24 protein-coding genes and 1 tRNA gene are annotated in these 22,439 nt (G+C 51.9%); 14 read left to right on the top strand and 11 right to left on the bottom strand.

Going from position 1 to position 22,439, the window contains the following annotated elements:
- Positions 1-79 precede the first annotated feature (79 nt).
- The 9 genes from J7I43_RS06740 (at position 80) to J7I43_RS06700 (ending at position 5,657) form a co-directional block, all read left to right on the top strand.
- Complete coding sequence (locus tag J7I43_RS06740) at positions 80-460, top strand: hypothetical protein (protein ID WP_209144535.1); 381 nt, start codon at positions 80-82, stop codon at positions 458-460.
- A 2-nt stretch (positions 461-462) separates the two neighbouring features.
- Positions 463-897, top strand: coding sequence for a hypothetical protein (locus tag J7I43_RS06735; protein ID WP_209144533.1), 435 nt, complete (start codon positions 463-465; stop codon positions 895-897).
- On the top strand, positions 894-1,358 hold the full coding sequence (locus J7I43_RS06730; RefSeq protein ID WP_209144531.1) for a YopX family protein: 465 nt from the start codon (positions 894-896) through the stop codon (positions 1,356-1,358). Before J7I43_RS06735 ends, J7I43_RS06730 begins: the two co-directional genes overlap by 4 nt.
- Positions 1,359-1,551: 193 nt before the next feature.
- A complete protein-coding gene (locus J7I43_RS06725) occupies positions 1,552-2,703 on the top strand; it encodes a DUF551 domain-containing protein (RefSeq protein ID WP_209144529.1) in 1,152 nt (383 codons plus the stop codon).
- 726 nt (positions 2,704-3,429) lie between these two features.
- A complete protein-coding gene (locus J7I43_RS06720; RefSeq protein ID WP_209144527.1) occupies positions 3,430-3,663 on the top strand; it encodes a hypothetical protein in 234 nt (77 codons plus the stop codon).
- Positions 3,664-3,679: 16 nt separating this feature from the next.
- Entirely contained in the window at positions 3,680-4,036 is a 357-nt protein-coding gene (locus J7I43_RS06715; protein ID WP_209144525.1) for a hypothetical protein, read from the top strand.
- A gap of 112 nt (positions 4,037-4,148) precedes the next feature.
- Positions 4,149-4,433 carry a hypothetical protein gene (locus J7I43_RS06710; RefSeq protein WP_209144523.1) on the top strand — a complete coding sequence of 95 codons (285 nt, stop codon included), beginning with the start codon at positions 4,149-4,151 and terminating at the stop codon, positions 4,431-4,433.
- Between the two features lie 229 nt (positions 4,434-4,662).
- Positions 4,663-5,379 carry a hypothetical protein gene (locus tag J7I43_RS06705; protein ID WP_209144522.1) on the top strand — a complete coding sequence of 239 codons (717 nt, stop codon included), beginning with the start codon at positions 4,663-4,665 and terminating at the stop codon, positions 5,377-5,379.
- A 14-nt stretch (positions 5,380-5,393) separates the two neighbouring features.
- A complete protein-coding gene (locus J7I43_RS06700; RefSeq protein WP_209144520.1) occupies positions 5,394-5,657 on the top strand; it encodes a hypothetical protein in 264 nt (87 codons plus the stop codon).
- On the opposite strand, the gene J7I43_RS06695 is transcribed toward J7I43_RS06700, so the two are convergent.
- Positions 5,654-6,772, bottom strand: coding sequence for a site-specific integrase (locus J7I43_RS06695; protein ID WP_209144518.1), 1,119 nt, complete (start codon positions 6,770-6,772; stop codon positions 5,654-5,656). The genes J7I43_RS06700 and J7I43_RS06695 overlap by 4 nt on opposite strands.
- A 135-nt stretch (positions 6,773-6,907) precedes the next feature.
- Positions 6,908-6,978 (bottom strand) — tRNA-Cys (locus J7I43_RS06690).
- A gap of 105 nt (positions 6,979-7,083) precedes the next feature.
- Between J7I43_RS06690 and J7I43_RS06685 the strand changes: the two genes are divergently transcribed.
- From J7I43_RS06685 to J7I43_RS06675, 3 genes are read left to right on the top strand one after another with little or no spacing between them, the layout of a single operon-like run.
- Positions 7,084-7,959: a nucleoside phosphorylase gene (locus J7I43_RS06685; RefSeq protein ID WP_209144516.1), complete on the top strand. Its 876-nt coding sequence runs from the start codon at positions 7,084-7,086 to the stop codon at positions 7,957-7,959.
- A 38-nt stretch (positions 7,960-7,997) separates the two neighbouring features.
- Complete coding sequence (gene dapF / locus J7I43_RS06680) at positions 7,998-8,771, top strand: diaminopimelate epimerase (RefSeq protein WP_209144514.1); 774 nt, start codon at positions 7,998-8,000, stop codon at positions 8,769-8,771.
- A 44-nt stretch (positions 8,772-8,815) separates the two neighbouring features.
- Positions 8,816-9,754 (top strand): magnesium transporter CorA family protein, encoded by a 939-nt coding sequence (locus J7I43_RS06675; RefSeq protein WP_209144512.1) that lies wholly within the window; start codon positions 8,816-8,818, stop codon positions 9,752-9,754.
- Here the strand turns inward: J7I43_RS06675 and J7I43_RS06670 are convergent.
- From J7I43_RS06670 to J7I43_RS06660, 3 genes are read right to left on the bottom strand one after another with little or no spacing between them, the layout of a single operon-like run.
- Positions 9,751-10,203, bottom strand: coding sequence for an NUDIX domain-containing protein (locus J7I43_RS06670; RefSeq protein ID WP_209144510.1), 453 nt, complete (start codon positions 10,201-10,203; stop codon positions 9,751-9,753). The genes J7I43_RS06675 and J7I43_RS06670 overlap by 4 nt on opposite strands.
- 14 nt (positions 10,204-10,217) lie before the next feature.
- Positions 10,218-11,015, bottom strand: coding sequence for a queuosine precursor transporter (locus J7I43_RS06665; RefSeq protein WP_209144508.1), 798 nt, complete (start codon positions 11,013-11,015; stop codon positions 10,218-10,220).
- Complete coding sequence (locus J7I43_RS06660; RefSeq protein WP_209144506.1) at positions 11,012-11,293, bottom strand: hypothetical protein; 282 nt, start codon at positions 11,291-11,293, stop codon at positions 11,012-11,014. The genes J7I43_RS06665 and J7I43_RS06660 overlap by 4 nt, the downstream gene beginning before the upstream one ends.
- Positions 11,294-11,356: 63 nt before the next feature.
- Here J7I43_RS06660 and J7I43_RS06655 point away from each other — a divergent pair, with 63 nt between their 5' ends.
- Positions 11,357-13,822 (top strand): YfhO family protein, encoded by a 2,466-nt coding sequence (locus J7I43_RS06655; RefSeq protein WP_209144504.1) that lies wholly within the window; start codon positions 11,357-11,359, stop codon positions 13,820-13,822.
- Between the two features lie 54 nt (positions 13,823-13,876).
- Here J7I43_RS06655 and J7I43_RS06650 read toward each other — a convergent pair whose 3' ends face one another.
- From J7I43_RS06650 to J7I43_RS06630, 5 genes are read right to left on the bottom strand one after another with little or no spacing between them, the layout of a single operon-like run.
- Entirely contained in the window at positions 13,877-14,788 is a 912-nt protein-coding gene (locus J7I43_RS06650; protein WP_209144502.1) for a glycosyltransferase family 2 protein, read from the bottom strand.
- A complete protein-coding gene (locus J7I43_RS24915) occupies positions 14,785-15,951 on the bottom strand; it encodes a glycosyltransferase family 4 protein (RefSeq protein WP_209144500.1) in 1,167 nt (388 codons plus the stop codon). Before J7I43_RS24915 ends, J7I43_RS06650 begins: the two co-directional genes overlap by 4 nt.
- On the bottom strand, positions 15,948-16,760 hold the full coding sequence (locus tag J7I43_RS06640) for a glycosyltransferase family 2 protein (RefSeq protein ID WP_209144498.1): 813 nt from the start codon (positions 16,758-16,760) through the stop codon (positions 15,948-15,950). The genes J7I43_RS24915 and J7I43_RS06640 overlap by 4 nt, the downstream gene beginning before the upstream one ends.
- A gap of 9 nt (positions 16,761-16,769) precedes the next feature.
- Positions 16,770-17,606 (bottom strand): alpha-1,2-fucosyltransferase, encoded by an 837-nt coding sequence (locus J7I43_RS06635; RefSeq protein ID WP_209144496.1) that lies wholly within the window; start codon positions 17,604-17,606, stop codon positions 16,770-16,772.
- Between the two features lie 51 nt (positions 17,607-17,657).
- Positions 17,658-19,862 (bottom strand): CshA/CshB family fibrillar adhesin-related protein, encoded by a 2,205-nt coding sequence (locus J7I43_RS06630; protein ID WP_209144494.1) that lies wholly within the window; start codon positions 19,860-19,862, stop codon positions 17,658-17,660.
- 122 nt (positions 19,863-19,984) lie between these two features.
- Between J7I43_RS06630 and J7I43_RS06625 the strand changes: the two genes are divergently transcribed.
- The gene (locus tag J7I43_RS06625) at positions 19,985-21,469 is read left to right on the top strand and encodes a lipopolysaccharide biosynthesis protein (protein WP_209144492.1); all 1,485 of its coding nucleotides are present in this window, start codon (positions 19,985-19,987) and stop codon (positions 21,467-21,469) included.
- Here J7I43_RS06625 and J7I43_RS06620 read toward each other — a convergent pair.
- Positions 21,455-22,393 carry a glycosyltransferase family 2 protein gene (locus tag J7I43_RS06620; protein WP_209144490.1) on the bottom strand — a complete coding sequence of 313 codons (939 nt, stop codon included), beginning with the start codon at positions 22,391-22,393 and terminating at the stop codon, positions 21,455-21,457. The two genes, J7I43_RS06625 and J7I43_RS06620, sit on opposite strands and share 15 nt — an antisense overlap.
- Between the last annotated feature and the right edge of the window lie 46 nt (positions 22,394-22,439).

Below are 22,439 nucleotides of genomic sequence, written 5' to 3'. Positions count from 1 at the left end.
CCAAAGGTGCGAAAGCCATCCATGGGAAGCAGAAGAGAAAGGTGCTAAAAAAACAAGACTGACAAAACAAAATTAACTCATGAATATAAAGACCCTCCAGAAAGCAAAGCAGCAGCTTGACCGCCTCCAGGACCTTGACAAGGAGATTATCAACATAGAGTGCTTAGCAATGAAACTAAAAGACGGGAAAGACAATATTACCCTATCGCTGGGCTGTGATAAACCACAGGAGCCCATTAAAGTGCCTGATGAGACGCAATTCTACACCATTCCTTCGTTTCCGTTTAGCTACTTGCGAAGCAATCGAAAATGTGAAGTGAATTCCAAGGAAACTTCAAGCTTTGAGATAACCGATGTCATGGCACTGCAGGTATTGGGAGTGATTGTAGCTCACAAGGAAAACGAAAGAATGTCAATTATTAACCAGCTCAACGCACTCGGTGTTGAGGTAAATGTTTAGGAATGAAATTATCCGATCAAGTATGCACCCTGCGGCAGGCAATGCGTCTGAAGGAACTGGGGATAGCTCAGGAAGGCTTATACACATGGCTATTCAGTCCGTTGTCTGGAGATTGGGCAATTAGCCATCAGACAGCAGAAGCACTCCACATTCTGAAATATGCCAACCCAAAGTCAAAAGAATGGGCAGAGCGAAAAGAGCGGGGATGGTATTCAGCTTTTACGGTAGCTGAGTTGGGCGTGATGCTACCATTCAACTGCATTTCCTATTTAGACTGCTATCATAGATGGAGCGCTACTAACGATTATCAAAACCCGAACATTGAATTCGAATACATAGGAGAAACGGAATGCGACGCTCGGGCATCACTGGTTATATCGCTCCTCGAAACCGGATTACTCACCGCCGAAGAGGCGAATAAAAGACTTAAAGCATGAAAAGGGAAATAAAATTCCGGTATTGGAATAAACATACCAGCCAGATGATTGACAACGTAGGCTATCACCCGGAGATCGACTTCAACCTGTCTGCTGACCCTGAGTATTCCTACGAACAGGGTGGCCCGAAATCCCGTATTGTGGCGCCACCGTACTCCAGTCAATTCTTGATGCAGTTCACCGGTTTGAATGACAAAAATGGCGAGAATATTTACGAAGGGGACATAATTGAGGTGACGAACAAAGGGTCATACAACGGGCTGAGAGTTGTCTCCTGGGATGAAACTTTGCTTTGCTATGTTCTTATCTGGACGCCCCATTATAAAAAATTCCTAACCAGTGGGAAAATACCAGGTTCATATCTGAAAGTTTCCAGCGGACTTTCCTGTTACCTGATCGGCAACATCCACCAACACCCTCACCTTTTAACCGGCGACCGGGCCGATACCGGAGAGAAATGAGCAACGAACAAAACATACAAACCACTCCTTACGATGGCAAAACAGCAATTATTGTTGGCTCCCATCCTCAAACTGGTACAACCGCTAAATGCTTGGGAGCCCTCTATACAGCAGTAGGATGGTCATTGTATTTTCAAGCCATCAACAGTGACGCGAAATTTTGCGTATTTAAACCTGCAAATATTAAATGGGTATGAGCAACGAACAAAACAGGCCGATGACGCCCGAAGATGTGCAGGCTGAGAGAGACATGAAATTGGCAAATTTAATAGCCATTCATAGCAGACAAATGGAGCATGACGGAGGCGTAAAAAGTTTTAAAGCTGGCTTCCGTCAAGGCTATGACCTTCACGCCATTCAAACCGCCTTCCTGTCCGAGAAGGTGAAGGAGCTGGAAGAAGGAATGATAAGGGGATATAAGGTGGGAACCATGGCCTACATCCCATTTGAAAGGATAGCTTGGAAGGACGCCCGTATCGCCGAACTGGAAGAAAATTACCGACAGCTGGCAGAAGACCGCGACGATCTCAAATCGAAGGTGGATGTCATGAGTACTGCACAGGGAAACATCGTGCGGGAACTGGAAGCCGTGAAGAAGGAAAGGGACGAAGCAAAAAGGGCATTAGAATACGAGCGGAAAGTAGCTTATGAAACGTCGAAGAAAAATGCAGATATGATAGTAGAACTGGAAGCCGTGAAGAAGGAGAAGAACGACTTGTTTAAAATCGAAAATGATCTCCAATCGTCATATAAGGGCGCGATGAATGATAAAATAATTTTCGAAAAAGGGTTCAATGCAGCAAAAGAGGCAACGGACAAGGCGATGCAGCAACTGTCCGAGGTGACGCGCCAGAGGGATGAATGGGAAAACTTTAAATGTCAACTGGCCGCTTACCTCATGGAATGCAACTATAAATGTACTGGCGCTGAAGTATCAGACTTCATTGACGAATTTTCACCCCGCATATCCTCCGGGGAGACGAAGCCGGTACGGGAAAAAGAAAGGAATGAATGTGAGCAGGAACGAGATAGGGCGAGATGGCTATTATCTCGTTATCTTGAATATGCTGAAAGTGGATGCATTCAAGGAATGGAGGACGATGAATTATCGGAAGATACTCGGAATTTTTTGAACGGGAATGCGCTGCCGGTAAGCCCTTGGATCAGCGTAGAGGATCGGCTGCCTGAAAAAAAGGGATATTATATAGCAATGTGCTTAGCGCCTTATAAAGAACCCGGCTTGATCCATTATCATAAAAATACAGGTTGGCAGAACGGATTCTATGAATGTTCTCACTGGATGCCCCTTCCCGCCCCTCCTGAATCTTTAACCGATAAAAAGTAAAACATGTGGTTTTATTTGACATGTGGAATTATCATAACCGTGACTTTGGGCACCTTAACAAGCCGGCGTTTTTGGAAGTGGGTAAAAGTAAAAAGATGTAATCATTGCGGCGGCGATGGGTTTGTAGAGCACATTGGAGAAGGTATTGAGGAACCGTGCGAACATTGTAACCAATAACCGATAAAAAGTAAAGTATGCCACGGTTCGCAGTATCAATTTTATTTCAAGAACAACACCCTGATCGTATGAGCAATATGATGCGAATGAAAATTGTTGAAGCAGGGAGCGTTGACGAAGCGATAGGAAAAACCCTACTCTATTTTAGAGAATACGATTGCATGATAAGAAATGCAAGTTCGTCAATAGAATTAGCAATAAAAATCCAAGAAAATGAACATTGAAAAGCTAAGGGAAGAAGCGGCAAAACTACCACCGGGTACACAACCTCCATATTCTAATTATAGGTCTTATGACGTAGGGTTTCACGCGGGGGCAGATTGGGAGTATAGTCGCCCAAAATGGGTGAACGTAGAGGATGGATTGCCGCCTGCTGGTAAAACCGGCCGTACATCTGAAAGGGTTTTAGTAGAATACACAGACGGAACTTTTGAAGTGACTCGATATGACCATTATACAGAGTCCTTCCGCCTACACACGAACAGGATCGAAAACCGTTGGACAGAAATACCGAAATGCTGAATATTTGACCGATAAAAAATTAAAACCATGACCAGAAAACAATTACAAGACTATTTGGAACAGTTCCCGGAAGAAATGCCGATAATGGTTTTGATTGATAACCATTCAGTTGATGAACTTACAGAAGAGCAAATTTTACACACGTCTGATACGGCCTATGTTGACGTTACAGCCCCGGAAGAAGAATGGGATTGTGAGGATGGAAAAATAAGGCTCGGGGACGGCTCTCAATATGTATTAATCAACGCCATAATTATTTAACGGGAAAAAACAAGCCATGACCAACACTAACGGACAATGCAAAGGCGAATCCCCCAACTCTCCGGCAATTCCGGAAGATTCAAAATACGAGGCAAAGGTCAGGGAGATTGCAGAAGAAATATTTCATAAATCACCTGATGTCAAGTGTTTCAGGTGGGAAGGGTGCGCGATCCAGTTCCATGAAGCGGAAAACTTTATTCCACTTGCGCGCGCTGTTAGAAATAACATGGCGGAGGCATTTAAAAACGGATTTGAATCAGCGACAAAGTTGTTTGGAATGACCCTGGACGATTACACGTACTTGATGGACAAGGAACTGATTGAACTCGGCCTTATTCCCCCACCTGCCCAACTGGAGGAATCCGGCAAGTAAAAGCCCAGGATATATCCCAGGCTCTCAATATTGGCAGGGCTAGACATCCGGGCCGAATTAAAGATAAGCATTTATAATTAAACCGGCCCGGCGGTACCCGGGAGGCAGAAAGATGGAAAAGTTAGAACATCTACACAAGATTCAGCTGGCGACATCCGCCATCGATTATATGTCCACAAAGATCCAGCTGAGCATGATGAGTTTCGCTGGCAGCTCGTATGGAGAATTGGCTAAGCGCCACGCCGAAAAGCTCGAGGAAATAACAGAGCAGCTGAAGCCGATACTTAACAATCTGGGCGACTTTCTCAATAACCATGATATGACGGACAGCCTGGACGAACGAATCACAGAACCAGCTTACGACATCCTGATTCACGGAAACGATACCGCAGAATAAACCCGCCGCCCACGGTAACGGGCAGAAAGAAAATGCGGTGCCATTGGACAACGTTTGAAGGTAAAAGGATAAGAATACCGGGGTGCTACCCAGCGGCGTTACACTTTCATGATGAAGATTTCGGCGAATGGTTTTGCACCTGCACAGATACATCCCGAAAACGCCGGAAGATCAGCCAGGTAAAAAAACTGAAAATGAAGATTAAGAAACTAAAAAAACAGCTAAAGCAATGAACCTACAGGAACAACCAGCAAGCCTTTGGGAAACCATTTTGCAGAGGTACAAACCCCGGAAGCGGCCAATACTCTTCTCCGGCGCCATGGTAAGGGCCATATTCGCCCTTCTCAAAACTCAGACCCGGCGCATTGCCAAAGGTGTGCAGCTTAAGGATGATGAATATCCCTCTTTTTATGTGAACGAAAAGGGAGAGTTGTGGATGGTGCCCCTCTGGAAAAGCAACAACCTTCCTTCAGGTTCTAAAGCCATAAAATGCCCCTTCGGGCCAGGTGATATTCTCTGGGTAAAAGAAACCTTTCAGTGGGTGGATGCCGGCGAGGACAGTGGCTATGTTTACCGCGCTACCGATCCTGACTGGGAAACAACTGAGGAATGGAGGTGGAAGCCATCCTTATTCATGCCGGAGAAGGCGTCCAGGATTAGCCTGCGCGTGGTTTCTGTCAGGCTGGAGCGCCTGCAGGATATCAGTGCGGAGGATGCAAAAGCCGAGGGATTCGCCTGCATAACCAAAGACGGCGGTTTAACCTGGAAATATGGAATTCCTGACGATGACGGGCTGCCAGGGAACGGTAGGGGAATTGGATGGCCCTGGAACGAATGGGAGGAGGACCCGCGGAACGCCTTCCGGACGATCTGGGAAAAGATCAACGGCCCCGGTAACTGGGAGGCGTCGCCCTGGGTTTGGAAAATAGAGTTTGAGAAAATATAAAAGTAAAGTTAACCATGAAAGAATCGACGACATTAGCAAGAGAAATAGCTAAACAATTGATAGCAATCGCGGATTTGCCGCATTGTGAATGGATTAGTGAAAAAAAGGCGGTTGAAGAGTTCCCATTCAGTCTGGATATGCTGCGGGATATGCGGGGTGCGGGGACACTAGAATTCAACTACCATTGGAAACACATCAGAAAAGCCGGAGAGAGCCGGAAAAAGCCCGGCATAATTTATCACCGCCAGCGGATGATCAAGTTTATAGAGGATATTTAACCATGCAATTTCATCATCCACTGATCAACGTTATCATTGGAGATATGGTAGTATACGGATGTCACTTTGGTGTTCCGGTGCCCCATTAGTTTCGCCGCAACCTCAATCGGGACGTTTGCTTCGGCGCACGAATAGCCAAATGTGTGCCTGGCGCAATGGAAAGTTAATTTCTTCCGAATCCCGGCTTTAGCTGCAATAACCTTCACGGCCCTGTTGCACTCCTGGTTAGTAGGCATTTTCCCCTCAAAAGGCGCAATCCTGACGAGGGCCTGCCGAATCTTAGGAGTGATTATAATACTAACATCCTCGGAGGTTTTTACCATATTAAGCAAAAGCCTCTTCCCTTCTCTCACATGGAGCGAACTTCTGAATTGATGGCAATCACTGTACCTCAGCCCCGTAAGGCAAGAGAAAACAAAGAACCATCCTGCCGGTAAATCAGCTCCCGTTACCCTATCGATAGTCGCAATAAACCGATCCAATTCTCGTGCAGTCAGATGCCCCCTGGAACCACCTTTGAAGGTCGGAGTAGAATAATGTAGGAACGGATCTTCCTTAATCACCCTATTTTTAAGTGCCGTCTTGAAAAAGGTTTTCAGGTTTTTAAACGAGCGCCATAAGGTATTCGGCATATTCCCCAATTCTTTTCGCTGGTAAATTTCGTAAGCTTTCAGCCACTCAGGAGTGACATCAGAAAATTGCAAGTGCGGAGCGTATCTACGTATCTTTGAAAGTTCGTGCTTGTATTTCTCTAGGGTGGAATCCTTCTTCTCCCCTTTCCACTCAATCAAAAGACTTTCGCAGTATTTGTAGAAATCCATCTTTTTGACCTTCGGCGCCAGCTTTTTCACTACAACCTCCGGCGTTACATCCCGGTCTTGAAGCTCTTCCTTCAACAATTCCCCCTTTAAGTCAGAAATCAACTTTTCTACTTTGGCATTGATCAGTTTAGCGTTTGGATAACTACTTTTGACATGGCCGTCCCATTGAGATTCGGGAACGGCCTCGCCGGTAGGCTTATAGATTCTCTTCCCGTTGATGCTGATCCTGATCACAATTGGGCAGAGGCCTTTTGAGTTAGGGCGGTGGGCGTGGATTATCGGGGATATTTTCATGTTGGCAATTTTGCAGTCACTAATATAGTATTTTTGCCAACAAGCTACCATATCTACCCAATATGATATATGTCGTAAACGCGCTACAGAAAAGGAAAACCCGCTAGTGTAGCGGGTTTCAGGAAGTTAATTTTGAGGTACCGAGCGGATTCGAACCGCTGTACGAGGTTTTGCAGACCTCTGCCTAGCCACTCGGCCACGGTACCATTGTTTGCCATCGAATTTTGATGGACTGCAAAAGTAGTAAATTTTAGATATTTGCCAAATCTGATTACAAGATATTAGATTACGGATTAAAAAAATTGCAAGGTATGAGCACTCCCATAGCCGAATCTGAACTGATACTCAACGCCCGCGGCGCCATTTACCACCTGGACGTAAGGCCCGAAGAACTGGCCCCCACCATCATCACCGTGGGCGACCCGGACCGTGTTAAAGCCGTCAGCAAACATTTCGACGCCGTGGAAGGCCGTTACCAGCACCGGGAATTTGTGACCCATACCGGCAGGATCGGCAGCAAACGGCTGTCCGTCGTGTCCACCGGCATCGGCACCGACAATATCGATATCGTGCTGAACGAGCTGGACGCCCTTGCCAATATCGATTTCTCCACGCGCCTGGTGAAAGAACAACCGGCGAGCCTCCGCATCATCCGCCTCGGCACGTCGGGCTCGCTGCAGGAAAACATCCCGGTAGACAGCTTCGTGGTGTCTTCCCACGGCCTCGGGCTGGACAACCTGCTGCCCTTTTACAACTATCACAACACCCCGGAAGAACTGCAGCTGCTCGAAGCTTTCCGCGGGCAGATACGCATGCACCCCAACGCGGCGCGGCCTTACCTGGTGGAAGCTTCGGCCGAACTGGCGGGCCTTTTCACAGAAGGTTTCCATTCCGGCATCACCGTTACCTGCCCGGGTTTTTACGCCCCGCAGGGCCGCCTGCTGCGAGGGCAGCTCTCCCACCCCGAGCTGATCGACCAGCTTACCGGTTTCAGTTTCGAGAACCGGCATATCACCAATTTCGAAATGGAAACCGCCGGCATTTACGGGCTGGGGCGCGTGCTGGGGCATGAATGCCTGTCTATCAGCGCCATCGTGGCCAACCGGGTGAGGAAAGAATTCAGCAAAGACGGCGGCGCGGCGGTGGAAAGCCTTATCAGCAAAGCGTTAGGCATCATCGCGGCATAATCATCAAAACAATTTTTACCTTTGCGTACAGAATGAATATGCATTTTTATAAATACCAGGGAACGGGCAACGACTTCGTGATCGTAGACAACCGTGGCGGGGAATACAGCCAGCTTACCACGGAACAGATCGCCCACCTCTGCGACCGCCGTTTCGGCATCGGGGCAGACGGGCTCATGATGCTGGAAAACCGCGAAGGGTACGATTTCGCGATGAAATATTACAACTCCGACGGCCGCGAAGGCAGCATGTGCGGCAACGGGGGCCGGTGCCTTACCGCTTTCGCCCGCCAGATGGGCATCGAAGGCGCCGAACTGAAGTTCATCGCGGTAGACGGCGAGCACCAGGCCAGTTTCCGAGAAAACGGCTGGGTGAACCTGAAAATGCAGGATGTGGAATGGGTGGAAAAAGGTAACCTGTACTTTTATCTCAATACCGGCTCGCCGCACTTCGTCAAGTTTGTGACGGACGTGCAGGAAGTGGACGTATACCAGCAGGGCCGGGAAATACGTTATAACGAACGGTTCGCCGCCGAAGGCACCAATGTGAATTTCGTGCAGGAAACGGACAACGGCATTTTCGTTCGCACTTACGAGCGCGGTGTGGAAGACGAGACCTATTCCTGCGGTACCGGCGTGACCGCTTCAGCGCTTACCGCGTCGCCATCGGAGCCGGGCAATTACGCCATTCCCGTCGAAACGCTGGGCGGACACCTGGAAGTGCGCTTTGCACGCGCGGGCGAACGCCACTTCTCCGACATCTGGCTTTGCGGCCCCGCAACGCTGGTGTTTGAAGGAAATATTAATATTTAGCCCCCCGGCTATTGGTGAATTAATTCCCCTACCTTTGCGCCCGGATGATCCAGTATTTCAAAAATATAGACGCGCGCACTGTTGCCATCGAAGAGCCGGAAAACGGCTCCTGGGTGAATGTTGCCCCGCCGCTCAAACAAGCGGAGTTCGAACAGTTGTCTGACGCTCTCGACATCCCGCTCGACTTTTTGACGGATTCGCTGGACATCGATGAAAAAAGCCGCTACGAACTGGAAGACAACGTGAAGCTGATCGTTATCAAAACGCCGGCCGAAAACAATTCCATCAACGAAAGCGACGCCTATTACATCACGATCCCTATCGTGATCATCCTTACCCACAACCAGATCGTAACCGTTAACTCTTTCGACAACGCGGCGATCAAAAAATTCCTCAACACCTTCCACAACCGCCACCCCGAAAAAAGGAACATGATGGTACTGAAGGTATTCGAGAAAGTGGTGATGAACTTCCTGGATTACCTGAAAGAGATCAACCAGCGCCGCAACCTGCTGGAACAGAAACTTTACGATTCCAACCGGAACGAAGAGCTGCTCTACCTGATGCGCATACAAAAAAGCCTCGTGTATTTCGTGACGGCCCTGCGCAGCAACGAACTGCTGCTCATGAAACTGGAACGCACCAACTTCCTCGCCCTCAACGACGATGAAAAGGAATTCCTGCAGGACCTGATCGTAGACACCAGCCAGGCGCTTGAAATGGCGAACATCTACACCAATATCCTCAGCAGCACGATGGACGCGTTCGCCAGCATCATTTCCAACAACCTCAACTTTGTGATGAAACGCCTCACGTCCATCACGATCGTGCTTACGCTGCCGGTGCTCGTGGCCAGCATTTACGGGATGAACGTGGAGATCCCCTACGCCCATTCCACCTACGCGTTCTACATACCCGTTACCATCGCCATCGTAACGGCGGTGATCATGAGCTGGTATTTCATGAAGAAAAAGTGGTTCTAAAATCTTTCCTTTACCAGTTGTGTAACCTTTTTATCCGTAGGCAGGGTAACGGTTTCGGCTGAATAATCCTCCCAATCCACCCAGCGCAGGCCTTCCACCTGCACCGAAGGGTCTTCCGGCATGGGGAAGCCGAAAGGTTTGCCAAGCAGCGGCGCCTTGAACGGCGACAACGCTTTGACCAGGTAATATATCGCGATGATCTGCTGCCCTGGCCTGAAGGCGTTCATCTGGAAAAAGTCCGTCGTATAAAGATGAGACACCACCTCCACGTCCTGCCCTACTTCCTCTCTCCATTCGCGCACGATGCATTCCAGCGTGCCTTCGCCAAACTCGAGGCCGCCGCCGGGATACTTGGTGTACAGCCCGCCGCGGATGTGCTCGTCGCTTACCAGTACCTGTTTTTTTTCATTGATCATGATGCCGTACACACGGACTGTAAATAGATCCATCGGGGAGGGAATTTTTACCGGTTCATGGCGGCGCGTTTCATTTCCGCCGCGGTGCTGTGGCCCAGGTACCGCTCGAGGATACCGTGCACCCAGTAGATCACCGGCGTGAGCACGATGGCCGCCGTGAATTTATAGATATAATTGATGATGCAGACCGCGAGCACCTGGCCGAGGGACCACACCGGGTCGTTGTTCGGGTTATAGAGCAGCGGCAGCAGGTAAAACGCCACGAACAACACTACGAAGCTGTCTATCAGCTGCGAAATAAGCGTAGAGCCGGTTGCGCGCAGCCAGATCCTTTTTTCGCCGGTCACTTTTTTGATCCTGTGAAAGGTGAACACGTCTACCAGCTGCCCGAGCAGGAAAGCCGTAAGCGAAGCCACGATAATGAAAGAGCCCTGACCCAGGATCTGCTGGTAGGCTTTGTCCATATCGGGCACGCCCGAGTTCGTTCGCATGGTCACAAAAAACTCCGCCGGGGTTAGGCGGATGGCGAAGAAAAATATGATGAAGGCGAAAAGGATGAGCCCTGCGGCGAGAAACGACAGGAAACGCACGCCTTTCATGCCGTAATATTCGTTGATGATGTCCGTCATGATAAACACCACGGGCCACAGCAGCACGCCTGCCGTCATGTTGAAGCTGTATGTTTCCCCCAGTATCATAAGATTGGCGGGTTGCAGGCCCAGTGTGGCTTCGAGGGAAAATATCTTTACCCCGATGATCTCCGCGATAAGTGCGTTGGCAACGAGAATGCCGCTTAAAATGATGAAGAGCCTTGTCGGTTTATCCCTTAGAATATTGGTGATCATAAGAACAATTCCAGTTGAAGCAGCAAGATAATAACATTCAAAATAAATATAACAGGATGAATATCCGTAAACCGCACTTTCCGGGCCAGCAGGAAGATAACGGCCAGCAAAATGACGAGGATATTCAAGGGTGCGGCCACGAGGCCGCCCAGTACCATGATATGTTTGGCGATATGCTCCCAGGTTTCGGTATTGTCGAGCATACGGATGATAAAACCGGCGAGATAACAGATATTACAGATAAAGCTCACTTTTATCAGGAAACGGAGCCAGTTCATATTGAAATTTCCGATAAAATACAGTTATTTTGGATTCTTTAAAAACTAAACAGGAAAAACCCGATGAAGCAAAACTGGCAAAAAGCCGTCCTAAAACATGTGTACGCCGTCCTCATTTTCCTGGGGCTTTCATTTTTATTTTGCAGCCCCGTGCTGGAAGGCCTTGAGATCAGGCAGACCGATACCGTTTCCTGGCAGGCCATGAGCCAGGAGGCGCGCGCGTACCACGACAGCACGGGCATCAAGCCGCTGTGGACCAACGCCATGTTCGGCGGCATGCCCACGTACCAGATCTACCTGTCGCAGGACAACTACACATATTACCTGCACGAGGTGCTCACGCTGGGCCTGCCCAAGCCGGTGAACTTCTTTTTCCTCGCGATGATCGGGTTCTACATCCTCCTTTCCGTGATGGGTTTCCGGCAATGGGTCAACATTCTCGGCGCCATCGCCTTCGGCTTTGCGTCGTACAACCCCATGATCATATCGGCCGGCCACGATACCAAAATGTTCACCATCGCCTACATGGCGCCGCTATTGGCGGGTATTTTGCTTACCTATCGCGGCAAATACCTTATCGGCGGCATCATTACCTGCATCACGCTTTGCCTGATGGTGACCAACGGGCACTACCAGATCGTGTTTTACACGCTGCTGCTTTGCCTTTGCATCGGCATCGGCTACCTCGTGCAGGCTATTAAAACGAAACAGGTGCCGCAATATATCAAAGCCACACTGGTATTGCTGGGCTTCGGCCTGCTTTCCGTGCTGCCGTCTACCGTCAGCCTGTGGACCACTTCCGAATTCAGCAAATTCACCATGCGCGGCGGCCACTCCGAGCTCACGGCCGAAGCCGGGCAGGAAGGAGATAAAACCAAAGGCGGCCTCGACAAAAGCTACGCTTTTAACTGGAGCCAGGGCAAAATGGAAACGCTCACCACTTTCGTGCCCAACCTGTACGGCGGCGGCAGCTATTCCCCGCTTTCAAGCAATAGCAATACCGCGAAAACCTTCTCGCAGATCGGCGTGCCACCCGCGCAGCAGGAACAGATCCTCCAGCAAATGCCGACCTACTGGGGCCCCCAGCCCATGACCGACGGGCCCGTTTACTGGGGCGCCGCCATCATGTTCTTTTTTGTGCTGGCGTTCTTTATCGTAAAAGATTTCAATAAATGGTGGATACTGGCAGGCTGCCTGCTCGGCCTTTTCCTCGCATGGGGCAGCAACTTCGCCTTCTTTAACTACTTCCTGTTCGACCACCTGCCGCTGTTCAGCAAGTTCCGCGCCCCGGCGCAGGCGCTGGTGCTTTGCCAGCTGCTCGTGCCCTTCCTCGCGTGCTGGGCGCTGAACGACCTGGTGACCAAAGAATGGGACAAAACCGCCGTGCTCAAACAACTGAAAAATGCGCTGTACGTTACCGGCGGCATCGTAGTGCTGCTGTTGCTCCTTTCCTTCGGCATGAGCTTTACGGCAGACGAAGACGCGGGCCTGCGTTTTTACCAGCAGTTCACCGGCGGCAACCAGCAATTGATCGATCAGCTGCTGAGCGCGCTGCGGGCAGACAGGGCTTCCCTGCTCCGCCTCGACGCCATCCGATCGCTGGTGTTTATCCTGATAGCGGCAGGCCTTGCCTGGGCGTTCATTCAAAAGAAACTCCAGGCCGGTTACATGCTCGCCCTCCTTACGCTTTCCGTTGCGGTAGACCAGATGCTGGTGGCGCACCGCATCCTCAATTCCAAAAACTACGTGACCCCAACGGACTACAGCTCTCATTTCGCGCCGTCGCCCGTAGACCAGGCCATCAAACAGGATAAAGACCCGTATTACCGTGTATTCAACACCGTTAGTTTCATGGATGCTCTCAGTTCCTACCATCACAGGAGCGTGGGCGGTTACAGCCCCGTGAAGCTCGCGCTGTACGATGACCTGATCAAATACCAGATCGCGAAAAACAACCCGCATGTGCTCAACATGCTGAACGCGAAATACGTGATCGTGCAGGACCAGCAGGGCCAGCTCTCCTACTTCCAGAACAAGGACGCGTTGGGCAACGCCTGGTTTGTAGACAGCATTGTATGGGCGAAAAATGCCGATGTGGAAATGCAGACGCTGGACAGCCTGCCCACCGGCCGCGCCGCGGTGATCGACGAAAGGTTCAAACCCGCGTTAAACGGGCTGGTACCGGGCAAAGATTCCGCCGCTTCCATCCAGCTCACCAAATACGGCCTGAACGAACTGCAATACCGCAGCCACAACAGCAAACCCGGTTTCGCCGTGTTCTCCGAGATCTATTACCCGGCAGGCTGGGACCTTTACATCGACGGTAAAAAAGAAGAGATCGTGCGTACGGACTACCTGCTGCGCGGCGCGAAGATCCCCGCGGGAGATCACCAGCTGGTGATGAAATTCGAGCCCAGGAGCTATTACCTCGGCAATACGATCACACGCTGGAGCTCTATTGCCATGCTGATATTGCTGGCATTGGCCATCGCTTTCGAGGCAAGACGCGCGGCTAAAACACAATCGTAAATACCCGGTTTCAGATAACGGAAAGGGAGCGGACGTATCCGCTCCCTTTTTATTTCAATACCATAATCTTGCTTCCACTTTTTGCAGGTACCGCCGTGCAGCCCCATCCAGCGGCTGTTTTTTTTCCGTTCGCGGGATGCGGCGCACTTCTTTCCAGCCGTTCAGCCATTCTTTCCAGTTCCAGCCGGTCTTTTTCAGGAACTCGAGCGACCACATGAATGCCGTGGTGAGGAAGTGGAAGAATGAAAGATAACGGTAAGCCACTTTGCTTTTGTTGATCCACAGCATTTTCATTTTTGCGAGATGCGGCGTACGGCCCAGCGGGCTTTCGTTATGCAGCACCACCACATCTGCCGTGTAAGCGATGGCGTAGCCGTTTTGGATCACGCGGTAAGTGAGATCGTATTCTTCCATGCCGTAAAAAAAATCAGCAGGGTAATCGCCCGCTTTTTCATACACTTCTTTGAGAATGGCATGACCTGCGCCGATGAAATAAGGCGCGAGGAAGGAAGCTTTGTGTTTGTATTTATCGAATTTTTTATGCGGGAAAGCGTTCACCTGCATCTGCCCGGTGCTGGCGTACAGCACTTTAAAACAGAGGATGCCGGCGTGGTTGTGCTGCATGAAGTCGTTGCCGAAAATGTCACGGATCTTCCGCAATGCGTCCGTATCGCGGAACCAGGCGTCGTCGTCGATCGTGATGAGGATGGGCGCTTTGGCCATGGAGATGCCAAGATTGCGGCCGCGCGCCACGCCGAGGTTGTCGTTGGAATAATGGTAACGGATGTAAGGAAAACCGGCGGCAAATTCCGTAACAGGCGTATAATCCGCCGTGGAAGCGTTGTTGATCACGATCACTTCTTCCAGCAGCTCCGCGGCGCCTTCCTGCGCGCTGAGGTTGCGCAGCAGCACCAGCAGATCGTCTGGCCGGTTGTAGGTGATGATGATGACGGATAATGCTTTCATGCTTTAAAAAATAAACCGCGGTACGCCTCCGCAAATGTTTCCATACTGAAATGCGTGCGGGCATACGCGATATTGTTTTCCCGCATCGCCGCCAGCGTGGCGGGCTGCCATTCCTTCACCAGCCGCGCGCCGGCGGCGATGATATTTTCTTCCGTATCGAGATGAGGGACCAGGTACCCGTTTTCGTTGTTGCGCACGTGGAAAGGAATATCCCCCGCATCGGTAGCCAGCACGGCCAGCCCCCGTGCCATGCCTTCCATGATCACCATCGGGAAACCTTCGCGGATGGAGGTGATCACGATCACGCGGTGACGGCGGTACAGTTCGTCTATCTCCGCAGGCTCCGTCTGTTCGCCGTAAAAACGGCAATGCGCCCGCAGATCCTCCGGGACAGCGCCTTCCACGTTACCGATAAAACCGGCCGTAACGCCCGCCGCTTTTGCAATGGCGGCCACGAGATGCACCCGTTTTTCCGGCGTGCCACGGCCTACATACAGCAGCATGTTCGCTTCCACGAGCGGCGAGGTGTCTTTTGGCAGCGGAATGCCGTTCATCACCAGCCTGATCTTTTCCGCGTAACCGGCCGGCACGCCAAAGCGGCGGTACAATTCAAGATGGCGCTGCACGCTTTCCCGGCTGATCATCACCGTGGTTTCGTAATACGGGATGAAGGGCAAACGGATATACGAAAAACTGCAGAACGAATGGATCAGCTCTATCTGCCGGATGCGCGCCGGCAAATGCGCGCTCAGCTTGTACGCGAAGTTGCACTGGCCGTTGAAGACCACCGGCTGTTTTTGCTGCCGCGCGATCCAGGTGGCCGCAATGCCCCGCCAGATAAGGTTATTGAAGTACAGGAATTTATTATCGGTATACTTCGACACATCGCGGACGGTATTGCCCGGCGCTTCAAAAGCGGCCAGCATGGCGGTGTTTGCGGACTTTTTTGTAAAAAGGATCAGTATTTTTTTACCCGGGAACAGCTTTGCGACTTCGCTGTGTACTTTTTCGGCGCCGCCCACGTGATAAAAGGGGAAAAACAGGAAGATGTCGTATTCCTCCTTCAAAGGCCGCCACAGCGCGATCAGCCGCCCCAGCCACACGAAAGGGGCGATCAGTATGGCTTCAATGAAGCGTTTTATGCGCAGCAGCGTGTATATCACAATTTCTGTTTAATATTTTTCCCGATGGCCGTCAGCAGGTCTTTACACATCCCGGCAAACACCCGGAGGTCGAACCCGTTCAGTTTCCCCTGCGCCAGCCTGGCCGAAAGATAACGGCGTTTGCAGCGGAAATGGCGGGAAAACACGTTTTTCTTTTTAATGATGCTCAGCGTCATAGACGCGGAGTGAACCCGGTACCACAGCAGCATTTCAGGCACTTTTTCCATTACCAGCCCCGCTCCCGCCAACCGCAGCCACATATCGTAGTCTTCCAGCGGTTTCTGCGAATCGAGGTAAGGAAAACGGCGGAACACTTCCGTGCGCGCCATTACGCCCGGGTGCGCAATACAATTCACCGTGGGCAGCGCTTTCCTGATCTGTTCGTTGGAAACGTTGGCGCGGTCTTCCGGCCAGTTGCCCTGCACCGCTCCCTTTTCGTCGATAAAAGTAATAAGACACCCAACCATAGCGGTTTCCGGCCGTTGCTCCAGCCATTCCGCCTGCAACCGGAAACGTTCGGGCAGGCATATATCGTCCGCATCGATGCGCGCGATGTATTTGCCACGGGCTTCCGCGATGCCGCGGTTGAGCGTATAGGCAAACCCTTTGTTGGGATGATGGAAATAACGGATACGGCTATCCGAATATGACCGGATAATATTTTCGCTGCCGTCCGAAGACCCGTCGTTGATCACCAGCAATTCAAAGTCGGCCTGCGTTTGCGCAAGAATGGCGTCGAGGGTTTCCCGGAGGAAATCCGCGCCGTTGTAAACGGGCAATACGACTGAAATAAGCGGCGACTGCTGCATGTTGATCTTTTATATCCGCTGCCAGCCCGGCGGCACGAGGTTTTGAACGTTAAGGTTTTCCCGGGCGTACCATTTCAGCGGCGCGATCACCTGTTTTTGCTCATATTCGTTCAGCCACGCGGCCCACCAGCTGAAACTGCTGTTGGCGATCACCTGGTGGCGGCATTGACTCATGAGGAAAAGGTCTTCGTATTGCGTGCGCGTGAGGCTGCCGCTGGGTATTTCGTATGAAATGGCCGCCGGGAGATTATTTTTCACCCATTCCGGGTCGTTGGTAAAAATGTAAAAAGTGGCGCCGGGAAAACGTTTCACCGCGGCTTCATAATAGGCCGGCTCGCAGGCGCCGTGAAAGGAAGCCGTTTCTGCGTTGGTGTAATCGCCGCGGCGGAAGTGCACCGCCACGCTTTCGCTGTTGCGCAGTTCGGCCGCTTTGGCCATGATGGCTTCGCTGAAACTGACGGAGAACCGGAAGTCCTGCCGGATAATGTCTTTCACCGGCTCTGAATATTTCCAGCTTTGCCAGTACCCTTTGAGGTATACGGGCGGTTTTACGTTGAAAAAATCCGGGTCGAACTCGAGGGAAGATTCTTTAAAGATACGCCGCATGGGCGCGGGCGCGAGCCGGTTCCATACTTTGGCGGCGAAGCCCGGCTGCGGGATCATTTCGGGGGAAGCTTCCACGGCGCTCACGCTCAACCCTCCCAGCCCGTACATGCCGGCCTGGCGGGGCTCGTAGCTGCCTTTGTCCAAAGCCAGCGGAACTTTATGCAATACCGAAAGGCAGCGGCCCGCGGCATATTGGAACATCTGGTTGCCCAGCCCTCCTTTCAATTGAACAACGATCAAAACCCGGTAATTTTTAGGCACGAAAATATTCATTTCCGCCCAATTAACCCATCACCGCAGCAAAGTAACGGTGCCTTTGCGGTCTACATTCCCGCATTCCGATTCTATCCGCAGCACATATACGAAAGTGGCCACATCGCAGGGAACGCCCTTGTAGGTGCCGTCCCAGCAATCCGTCACCTTGTTGGTATGGAACACTATATTGCCCCAGCGGTCGTAAATGGAAAATTCCACTTTGCCCACCAGCCCCGGGAACTTGATGCCGAAACAGTCGTTGCGCCCGTCGTTATTCGGAGTAAAGGCCGTAGGCATTTCATAATGCGCCATAGTGCCGGCTTTCACGACATTTACGGTCGCGGAATCGAGGGCCTGGCAGCCATAGTCGTCTGTTATGAGCACGTAATATTTGGTGGTTTCCTGCGGCGTTACTACGATCGAGCGGCCGGTTTGCAGGTTGTTGCCCTGCACGTCCATCCACTGGTAATCGCGGCCGCCCGAGGCCAGCAGCGTGGCCCTGCCGGTGCTGCAATCGAGGTCGTTGCTTTTGGCGACGAACGTTACCGGCGGCTCTATTACCGTGATGGGCACGGGCACGGTCTGCTGCGAATTGCAACGGTTTTCGCTGAGCGTGGCATAGATGGTAGTGCTGGAAACCGGCGTGTAGGTGAACTGGTTGCCGGCGCCGATGGTTTGCCCGCCGGCATCGGACCATACCGTATTGTCTGCCCCGGTGGTGGTAAATTCGATGTAGCCGCCCTTGCATATCGGCGGGATGTTGTTGTCCAGCTGCAGCGTGGGCAGCGGGTCTACGGTCACCAGCACCGTGTCTTTGCTCAAACATCCATTGGTATGCACGGCAGATACGCGGTATTCTTTTGTTGCAACAGGCGTGGCCACCGGGTTGGCTATCAGGTCGCTGCTGAGGTCGCCGCTTTGCTCCCAGGTATAACCGATAGCCCCGGCCGCATTGAGCTGGGCGGTTTGCCCGGTGCAGATGCGCATATCCTGCCCGGCGTCTACCTTCGTGGTAAGGCAGGGCTGTAAAACCGGCCGGTAATAGTCTTCCACCTCCCCGTCCGGCGCAAAACCGCCAGGGTCCTGCACCGCGGCCTGCACGGAGGATACGCGGAAGCGGAACGCGAAATTCGTCATTACGCCGGCAGGCAACTCGTCCGGCAGGTTGGTCCAGGTAAAGGTGATGCTACCTCCTGCCGCCGCCGGCACGGTATGCTCAATGCCTTCGTTGGGCGTGAATACCCCGTCGCGGTTGTAATCGAACCATACTTTGATGTAGGCGGTATTGCCGGTAAGATTGGTGACCGGCGCTACCAGCGTGTAGCTGTGTGTGGTATTGATGTATTCGGGCCAGATGGTCACGGCGTCTTCGTCTGCGCCGGTCATGTTGTCGTCCGCACCGTTGGAGCCGTCCGCATCGGGCATGGCATTGCCTAAAAACAGGCTGGCCTGCGGCACCAAAGCGGGCCTGGGATTGTCGTACGCGCATTCGTTGATGTTGGTGAACCGGATGGCGTGCTGCGGGAATAAAAAAGTGCCCTGGAGATCGCCGCGGTCTATCGGCGACAATATCCCAAAAGCCACGGCCATACCGCCTTCGACGCCGTTCCTGAACATCGTGGTGGAGATCCGGAGCGGGGCCGCCCCGTCGGAAAAGGTGGCTACAAGCGGGTTTTGACCGTATTGCACAGCCTCGCCGTAAGTCTCGGCGATATGCACCGTCTGCGTATTGCAACCGGTAAGCGGGTTTACGGCCTGGTTGGTATTTTTGAAGAAATCGACCGTTTTCCAGGGACCGCCGCTGGTAGTGAAATCTGTGCGCTCCGCTTCCGAGGAAGCTTCCGCGTCCGCCGCCACGAAGGTGAACGGCACGGGCTGGCCGTTGCGGGTAGCGGTGATCTCCATGTCGAACGACATGGGCGTGGAAGTGGCTTTGCTATGCAGGGCGGGCCTGAAATCAGGCTGCGAAAAGTCGTACAGGGTATGCAGCACCGCCCCGTACCAGGTGTTCATCACATCGGGTTCCACGCCGTCGCCGGAAACGTTGCTGAACGTAACGGTGATCTGCAGGCCTTCAGCGGAAGTGAACGAACGGGTGAAACCATTGGCGATCGCGGCGCCGTTCCAGTCGAACCACCAGATATACGGGCGCAGCGCCCCGGTGCCACGGTCTGCGTATTGGGCCTTCAGGTCAATATTAAAAAGGGTACATGCAAAAATCAGCAGGTAGAGTTTTCTCATGGTATTTTGAGGGATAAACATTTGTCCTATTCGCTTTCAAGGTATAATTTTCGGCGATTAAAGATAATGTTTGGGAATTAAAGTTTAAAAACATTATATATTCGCCTCCAAGTCAGGCAAATATGGGCATCATCAGGAACCAGAGCATCAAATCTTCGATTCTTACCTATGTCGGGTTCGGCATCGGGGGCATTTACACGCTGTTGCTGGCGAAACTGATCGATCCGAACATCAACGGGCTTTTCCGTTTTTTCGTGAGCGTGGCCACCATCGTATGCGCCCTGTCTAACCTCGGTTCGGTATCGGTGATGAACAAATTCTACCCGTATTACCGCGACCTGCTGCAGCCGCCGCGCCGCGATATACTGGGGCTGGTGCTTATTTTCTGCGGGATCGGGTTCTTATTCTGCACGGCGGGATTTTTTGTGTTTGAAGACCTGGTGATCCGCAAGTTCGGCACCAAGAGCAACCTGGTGGTGGAATATTATTATTTCCTCATTCCCTTCAGTTTTTTCTACCTCTTTTTCGTCACCTTCGAAAACTACTCCTACAACCAGTTCAAATCGCTGATGCCCATTGCGTTGAAAGAAGTGGGCCTGCGTTTGCTGAACGTAACGCTGGCGGTGCTGTTCCTTTCGGGCGTATTCAGGCTGGCGGGTTTCGTATGGGCGTATTCGATGATCTACGGCGTGCTGCTGGCCGTGCTGCTCATTTATCTTTACCGCCAGCGCGACCTGCTGTTCACTTTTAAGATCAGCAACGTTACGCGCAGGCTGGCCGGCAAAATGATCACCTTCAACGCCACGCTGTACCTCGGCGCGGTGATGGGCGTGGTCGCGCAGAATTTCGATAACCTGTCCATTTCCAGCGCGCAGGGCCTCAGCATGGGCTTCGTGTACGAATTTGCGACGTACGTGGCCACGGTGATCCTGGTGCCGCAACGCAGCATTATCGCCATTTCCATACCGGTGCTGGCCAAGGCCTGGAAAGACCGCGACCTTTCGGGCATTCAAAGCATCTACCGGCGCAGCTCCAACACCATGTTCTCCTATTCGCTGCTCGTGTTCCTGCTGATCTGGATGAATGTGGACAGCGTATTCAGCATACTGGCGCTGGACGAGATCTACAACGCGGGCAAGCCCGTTATTTTTATCCTCGGTTCGATGCGGGTGATAGAAATGAGTTTCGGGGTGAACTCGCAGATCATCGGCACGTCCAACTACTGGCGCGTGAACTTTTTTTCGGAGCTGGTGCAGTTTGCGCTGGTGATCCCGCTGAACCTTTATTTTAACCGGCTTTTCGGCATACAGGGCAATGCGCTGGCCAACCTGCTTTCACTTATCGTATTCGGCCTGATCCGTTATTCGTTCCTGTTGTTTAAATTCCGTTTCCAGCCATGGACGATGCATACGTTCTACATCCTGTGCATCGCGGCGAGCGGGTATTTTATCTGCACGAGCTTCAGCATCTCCAATCCCTACGTCAGCCTGATCTTCCGCAGCGTAGTTTTCGCCGCGTGGTACGTGGGGCTGATACTCATCTTCAAACTGAGCAATGATGTTACGGAAGGCTGGAATATGGTGTGGAAGCGGTTAAAAAGACAATAACGACCGAAGATAGGCCAGCGTCATCAGCGATTTTGAGACCATTCCTTTTTTTACCCATGAAGCCGGCAACAATCCCAGGAAATCGGACATGATGCACAGCACGGGCGGCAGGCTGAGATTGCCCGCCACTTTCTGCAGATCGCTTACACTGCGGATATTAAAATTGCGCAACAATCTCCAGCTGTGGTCGAAATACCGGATGTTCCTGAAGATCGGGCCGTTGAGCTTATGCAGCAAACGGATGTGCTCGGGGATCACCACTTCACGGTCGTGCTGTACGGCGGCGGTCACCTGGTCTTCGTGAATACCGATGTTCAACAGCGGTTCCCCGATGTACAGCGCTTGGCCTTTGTAACAGAGACGGATGTAAAAATCGTAATCCACCACCCATTTCATATGCGGGTCGTACAACAGCCCGGTGTCTTTCCTGAAAGTAACGGTACTGGGCGCGCCGATGAAATTGCCCAGCAGCAGGCATTCCGGCTCTTGGTGCAGGCGTTGCAGCTGCGCGGCGGAAGGCTCATGAAGGATCTCGGTACCGTCGGGGCGCACATCGTAACAGGCGGAGAACACGAAGCTGGCGCCGGGATTTTCGTCGAGCGCCGTTACGCAGAGAGACAGCGCGTCGGGCGAACGGAGCCAGTCGTCCTGGTGAAGGGTTTTGATATACCTGCCGGAAGCTTTGGCCAGCCCGGCGTTCCAGTTTTTGGGGGAACCGAGCGCGGGCTCGTTCTTTGAATAGACCAGGGGAAAATCCGCCGCAAAGGTTTCCACCAGCATGCGCACGGCATCGTCCGGAGAATCGTCGGTGATGATCACTTCCATATCACGGAACCGCTGGCTGCGGATGCTTTCGAGGCACCGCCGCAACAGGTGCGCCTGCCGATATGCCGGTATGCAGATGGAAATCGTGGGTTTTCTCATTTAATCTTAATAATTTGCAAAGATATATTTATCTGATCTATCAATC

Origin of the sequence: Chitinophaga chungangae (genome assembly GCF_017742215.1) — a bacterium.
In the GTDB taxonomy this organism is placed as follows: Bacteria; Bacteroidota; Bacteroidia; order Chitinophagales; family Chitinophagaceae; genus Chitinophaga; species Chitinophaga chungangae.
The sequence above is the reverse complement of the archived record's forward strand: the minus strand, read 5'-3'. Positions and strand labels throughout refer to the sequence as shown.